At 44.2% G+C, this 6062-nt stretch carries 5 protein-coding genes; 4 read left to right on the top strand and 1 reads right to left on the bottom strand.

Features of this window, described 5'->3' with window-relative positions; genetic code table 11:
- Positions 1–405: 405 nt before the first annotated feature.
- Positions 406–1533: a M14 family metallopeptidase gene (locus V7D75_RS02070; RefSeq protein WP_333613210.1), complete on the bottom strand. Its 1128-nt coding sequence runs from the start codon at positions 1531–1533 to the stop codon at positions 406–408.
- Between the two features lie 243 nt (positions 1534–1776).
- Between V7D75_RS02070 and otsB the strand changes: the two genes are divergently transcribed.
- The 4 genes from otsB to V7D75_RS02050 all read left to right on the top strand — a co-directional run.
- Positions 1777–2787, top strand: a complete 1011-nt coding sequence (gene otsB, locus V7D75_RS02065; RefSeq protein WP_333613209.1) for a trehalose-phosphatase — start codon at positions 1777–1779, stop codon at positions 2785–2787.
- Positions 2784–4457 carry an alpha,alpha-trehalose-phosphate synthase (UDP-forming) gene (locus V7D75_RS02060; protein ID WP_333613208.1) on the top strand — a complete coding sequence of 558 codons (1674 nt, stop codon included), beginning with the start codon at positions 2784–2786 and terminating at the stop codon, positions 4455–4457. Before otsB ends, V7D75_RS02060 begins: the two co-directional genes overlap by 4 nt.
- A 114-nt stretch (positions 4458–4571) precedes the next feature.
- On the top strand, positions 4572–5639 hold the full coding sequence (locus V7D75_RS02055; protein ID WP_442968900.1) for an acyl-CoA dehydrogenase: 1068 nt from the start codon (positions 4572–4574) through the stop codon (positions 5637–5639).
- An 83-nt stretch (positions 5640–5722) separates the two neighbouring features.
- Positions 5723–6062: PIG-L deacetylase family protein (locus V7D75_RS02050; protein ID WP_333613214.1), on the top strand; the 340-nt coding region annotated here is incomplete at its 3' end.

The raw sequence follows: 6062 nt of genomic DNA, 5'->3' as shown, positions 1-6062 counted from the left end.
ACTAGGGCGTGTCTTCATTTTAAAAATGGTGATAAAAATGAGATAAATTGCAGTCAAACAAGGAAAATAGCGCCGTTAATATCGGGATATTACCTAGCTATTTGATGAAGTTTGGCAAAATTTAGCCATTTTTAGCCCATTTAGATGTCCATCGATTGAATTGAAGACACGCCCTAGCGATAAGTGGTTTAATTATGTCGTTTTTTATCAAGTCATCAAGAGCCGATTAAAACAGATTTATTTAATAAAAATGCAAAATTACTGCTACCCGCCATTTAATAACCTTGTAATTGCCTAGAGCAAAAGCTAAAAACTGAGCGTTTAAGCTCCTGCCCTAAACAATTAAACCATCGCTATTAAATTATTGTCATGAAACCATCTGATTAACTTGCAGCAAATTTATGATTAACGCAACTCATCAACGACCGCCAGCATAGCGACTAACGAGGCTTCCCCTAATTTAATAGAACGCTCAGGTGACCAACCTGTATCTTCAAAAGGTAAATTGGCATTCTCTTTAAATGGCATCTCTAAAGTATTGGCAAGGCAATCAAAACGCTCGGCTACCCAGTGGGTAGCAATCGTCATGTTTGCTGTACCCGGCGCGTCAATATCATAACCAAATTCAGATTGAAAATCGGCACTGGCCAATTTTAAGACTTCTGAGAATTTATCACGTAGACGGGCAAGGCGGTCGTTATAGCTTGGCGTGCCCTGCGAGCCGGCAAGGAACACGTACGGTAGCGCTTCATCGCCATGCACGTCATAAAATAAGTCGACACCCGTTTCTTCCATTTTATTGATGACATGAAATACTTCAGGGCTTTTTTCTAAGCTTGGGTTTGCCCATTCACGGTTTAGATTCGTCCCTACCGCATTGGTACGCAGATGCCCACGCACACTGCCATCAGGATTCATATTCGGTACGATATAAAAATTGGCTTTTTCTAATAACAACTTAGCCGTGGCATTATCCTCGTCTAACAAACTGTTCAATAGCCCCTCAACCAGCCATTCAGCCATTGTCTCGCCCGGATGCTGACGCGCCGTAATCCAAATACTGCGCTTCTTGCTATCACCATCACCTACTTTTACTAAGGTTAAGTCGCGTTTATCAAGCGTTTCGCCCAAATGCTCTAAACACGCGAGCGGATGCACTTGCACCGCCGCTAACAAGTCTTGATGACGCTCATAACTGTACGGGGCGAAATACGCAATTTGAATACTTTCGCACGCAAGCTCTGCCGTTATCGTTAACTTACCAGCCTTATAAGAGGTTGGCAGACGGAACCAATACTCGCGATCATAGGAAGCCACCGCTTGATAATCCTCCCAGCCTGCAAGGTAAGACGCCTTCCCTGCATTCATAATGTTGAGTACGTACTGCTCGCCAACTTCGCCTGATAGACGAAAGTTAAACCACTGAAAAAACTCTCCGCCCACGTCTGGACGAATCGCCAATTGAATGTTGGTTTGATCTTCTGCATTGATAACCTCAATATTACCGGCATCGAAATTTGCGCTGATATGCATAATCTTTTCCTAATGGTTTTTGTAAATTAAAAGACAGATACTAAAAAAACTTATACTAAATACCATATTTTGTCCATCGTAGTAGGATGGACTTTATGGCAAACTTATGATGAAGCTTAATTGCTAAGCTTCGTTGATAATTTTTATTTAATTAACTTTAATTGCTTAGCTTTAATCGCTTAGCTTCGATTAAAAGATACCCGTTTTAGAGCATCATATAACACGTTAAAATAAGGATAACATGTGACTTCAGGAAGAAGCGTCCCAGCAAATAGCGCCCCTATCAGATCTCCTATATACGTTGCGCCCCATCACTTTGCTGATTATCTCTCTCATCAGCAGCGCTACTGCTTGTTTTTAGATATCGACGGCACGCTTGCTAATTTCACCTTGAACCCGAAAGACAGCTTTATCCCCGCCACCACTTTAACACTTTTACAAAACATACAGAGTCATGGCGTCAAAATCGCTGCTGTTACTGGGCGCAGTCTAGCCGAAGCAAAGCAAATGCTGGCGCCGCTAAGCTTACCTATCGCCGCAACGCATGGACTAGAAATAGACTTTGAAGATAACGAATCTAATAATAATATGAGCGTTTCATCCGTCGACAGCACTGAGCTTGCTGCTATAAAACAAGCGCTTATCCGCTCTTGCTTGCGCTATGACGATTTTATCATAGAAGACAAGCCTTACTCCGTTGCCCTCCATTATCGTCAAAATCCTGCCTTAGCCGATATCGCTTATCGCATTATAACCACAATCGTAAAAAACCATGGTGATTGGATAGTAAAACAAGGTAAATATGTCTGGGAAATCGCGCCCAAAGACGCCGATAAAGGCAGTGCAATTTTGACTTTACTAAAAAAATTCCAGGCTAACAATAGGCTTTGTCCTATTTTTATAGGTGACGACATCACCGATGAAACAGGATTTGTGGCAGTACAAGACGACAAGCACATGACAGAAAAAAGTCGCTTTATACAAAATAACGAGCCACGAGAGGATTCTAAACCACTCATAAAAGGTATGGGTATGAAAGTAGGTTATGACGGCACTGAGCCAACGTGTGCGCATTATTATGTCAATAATATTTTTGAGGTCACGGTATTGCTTGAGAGCTTTTTAAAGTTTTGCCAACAGCGCCCAACCTTATCGTCCGAGTTATCTGGTTTAACAGAGCAAGAGCAAGTGGCACCGCCCCTAATAGACACTGACCGACACCCATTAAAAAACATCACGAGACCTGTTATATGAGCCGCTTAATTGTCTTATCTAACCGCGTAAAGATGCCCGATAACCACCCTATGGCGGGCGGGGTTGCTGTCGCATTGCAAGACGTCTTAATCGGCAAATCAGTCGTCTGGATGGGCTGGAATGGCGAAGTCGTCAATGACAACAACGCCAATAACACCGACGCCGCCAATACATTTAGCAGTATTCAACAACGCTTTATGGCGAGCAGCAAGGCAAAAACCCGCGCCACACAAATCACTTATATGACCACCGCTTTTACCACCCAGCAATATCAGCATTTCTACTGCGGTTTTGCCAATAATGTATTGTGGCCTCTACTGCATGAGCAAACAGCGCTTATCAGCCAAGCTACAGATGATTATGCGGGCTATCAGGCGGTCAATCGTTTATTTGCGCGCCAATTAAAAAGTATCATCCAGCCTGACGATGTCATTTGGGTCCATGATTATCACTTTTTAAGTGTGGCGTATCATTGCCGAAAGATTGGTATCAACAATCGCATTGGGCTTTTTTTACACATTCCCTTTGTGGCGCAGGATTTTTGGCAACAGCTTGAGCAAAGCGCTGAGCTCATTCATCACTTGGCGCATTATGATGTGCTCGGTACCCAAACCCAGCAAGGATGCACCAATTGCGTTGATGTTTTCCAACACTATTTAAAAGACAGTCTAATAAAAGCAAGCTTAGGCGACGACAGTTTGGTAAAAGAAAATGTAAGGGAAGATACATTAGCAGAAAGCAGCGATGTCGGACTTACACCCATTAATGTCTTACAAAAAAACCAACCTTTTGCTCATGCTTACCCTTACCACTCATCTGGGACAGCATTAACGCTTAATTTAGACTTTAAACCTCAGCATTGTTTATTGATTAACGCCTATCCAATCGGTATTAATGTGGCGAGAATTCAGCAGCAGGTCAGTCAGTTAGCCTCGCCTCCACTTTCACATTTGGCGCAGCATAACGTATACAAAAAAACCGACAAGACAACGACACAACAAATTATCGCGGTAGATAGAATTGACTATTCAAAAGGCTTATTAAGACGTTTTTCAGCCTATCGTGACTTTTTAGAGCATTATCCAAGCTATCAAAATCAGCTGCAATTATTACAAATCGCTTGTCCTAGTCGCTTAGATTTGCCAACTTATCAACGGCTTTATCAGGAAGTTAAACAAACAGTCAGTGATATAAATCAGCAATTTTCAACTGACAACGGTGCTTGGCAAGCGATTAAATATAGCGAAAACGTCTTAAACCATGAGCCCTTGATGGCCGCATTTTGGCAAAGTGATATCGGCTGGGTCAACTCCTTAAAAGACGGTATGAATCTGGTGGCTAAAGAATATATCGCCGCGCAAAATCCTGATGATCCGGGCGTGCTTATGCTTTCTCGCTATGCAGGAGCTGCTGAGCAAATGCAAGCGGCGGTCATTGTCGATCCGCACCAGCCCACGAGTATGATAGAGGGGTTAAGGACGGCATTGACGATGCCATTAAAAGAGCGGCAGTTACGCTATCAAGCATTGCTACAAGGGCTACATCAAGATGACTTATACGCTTGGCAGCAACGCTTTTTAGACAATTTATATTTAGAAGGCCGATATGATAATAAAAAACGGTCAGCAGATGATGGCGCTTTTGATGCCATTCAAATGTCTGATTCATAATAATTAGGAGACTGTATGCAAGTGCCCGATGCCAAAAACGCCTTATTATCAAATATAAAATCTGCTATAGACGACGCTATACGCGCAGAAAACCAAACTATCGGCAGTTTGGCTATGACCGATAAATTGCGCCGTGAAATATTAACGATTTTAGTTCGCTATAGCGACCACATTCCCCACCCTGCTAGTGGTTCTGGGGCTGTTTCCAGTGCTGAAAATGTTATAAGCGAAGGCGATACGACGAACGCTCAAAATAATAAACAAGCAAGCAAGCCAAATCAGTCTAACACCTTGATTCGATGGCAAGTCTTGGCTTATGTGTCGAGCCTAGATTTAACACTTGCGAAATGGTTTGAATCGCATTTGGATGCGTTAAGTATTTTGCATGAAGTCGGCTACGATAAAGCGCCTCAAGGCTTATGGGCGGTTTGGGCAGCAGAAGGACACCCAGACCCGATACGTCATACAGAGGGCAAAATCAGCGGTAGCAAGGCATGGTGCTCGGGCGCCAACCTCGTGGATTATGGGTTGATGACTTATCGCGATGAGCAGGGACAAGCGCAACTATTGATGGTGGATATGCACCAATCTGACATTGATATTGATAATAACGCTTGGCAGGCCGTCGGCATGCAAGCCACTGATACGGCAACCATACAGTTCCATGAGGTAGACGCCATTAATGTAGGTGCGCCAAATGCGTATTTAGAACGGGTAGGATTTTGGCATGGCGCGGCAGGCGTTGCGGCTTGCTGGTACGGTGCGACCGCTTGCATTGCCAATTATTTAATAACCGCTTATCAGCATAAACCCAATGATTATAAAGCCATGTATTTGGGTCAAATCAGCACAGCATTGGCCGTTACTCAGCAGTATTTTTATCATGTTGCTGACTTAATAGAGAGTAAGCCGCAGCAAAACCATGAACTTGCTATCCGTCAATTACGCGCCAACGTTGAGCGAGTAGCACGCCAAGTGATGGAAACAGTCGGACAAGCATTAGGGGCGGCGCCGTTTTGTGGCAATGCCCACTTTGCGAGGTTAACCGCAGATTTGGCGGTATTTATTCGTCAAAGTCATGGTGCCTTTGATTTACAAAAAATCGGCGAGCTATCTAGCGCTTTCGACCGCGCCACAAACAGTGATTCGACAGACTGGCAGGACAATATATGGCAACTATGACACCAAAAGCAAATGTGCTGGTACAAGACTTTGCTGGCTATCAGGCAGAAAATGATACTCAGCCTTTGACGACACATAATGTGATGTCGGCGCACTCAGCACCCTTAGCGCACTTAGCCAAGCCTGAGCATCCGATTGTCGGTGACCGTATCATTGAAGGCGATGGTACCAGCACCGATGCTTGGCAACACTGGCAGGGACTGCACGATTTACCTCGACTAGATATAGCAAAAAGCTTCCCGCCGCAGCAGCGCGTCTGTGTATTTGCGCCGCATCCTGACGATGAGATATTGGGCTGCGGCGGACTGCTGCAACAATTGGCCGCCAACGGTAATCCTATCGTCCTTGTGCACGTGACCAACGGCACACAAAGTCACCCAGACTCGCAGATTTATCAGCCGCATCTGCTTGATACTATCCGCC

The sequence above is a fragment of the Psychrobacter sp. genome, from assembly GCF_036731945.1.
In the GTDB taxonomy this organism is placed as follows: domain Bacteria; phylum Pseudomonadota; class Gammaproteobacteria; order Pseudomonadales; family Moraxellaceae; genus Psychrobacter.
Note: the sequence above shows the minus strand (reverse complement) of the source record. Positions and strands in the feature narration are given on the sequence as shown.

Excerpts from the sequence above, each read along its gene's own strand:
- V7D75_RS02060 (WP_333613208.1), top strand. The coding sequence starts at position 2,784 with ATGAGCCGCTTAATTGTCTTATCTAACCGCGTAAAGATGCCCGATAAC.
- V7D75_RS02055 (WP_442968900.1), top strand. The coding sequence starts at position 4,572 with ATGACCGATAAATTGCGCCGTGAAATATTAACGATTTTAGTTCGCTAT.
- V7D75_RS02070 (WP_333613210.1), bottom strand. The coding sequence starts at position 1,533 with ATGCATATCAGCGCAAATTTCGATGCCGGTAATATTGAGGTTATCAAT.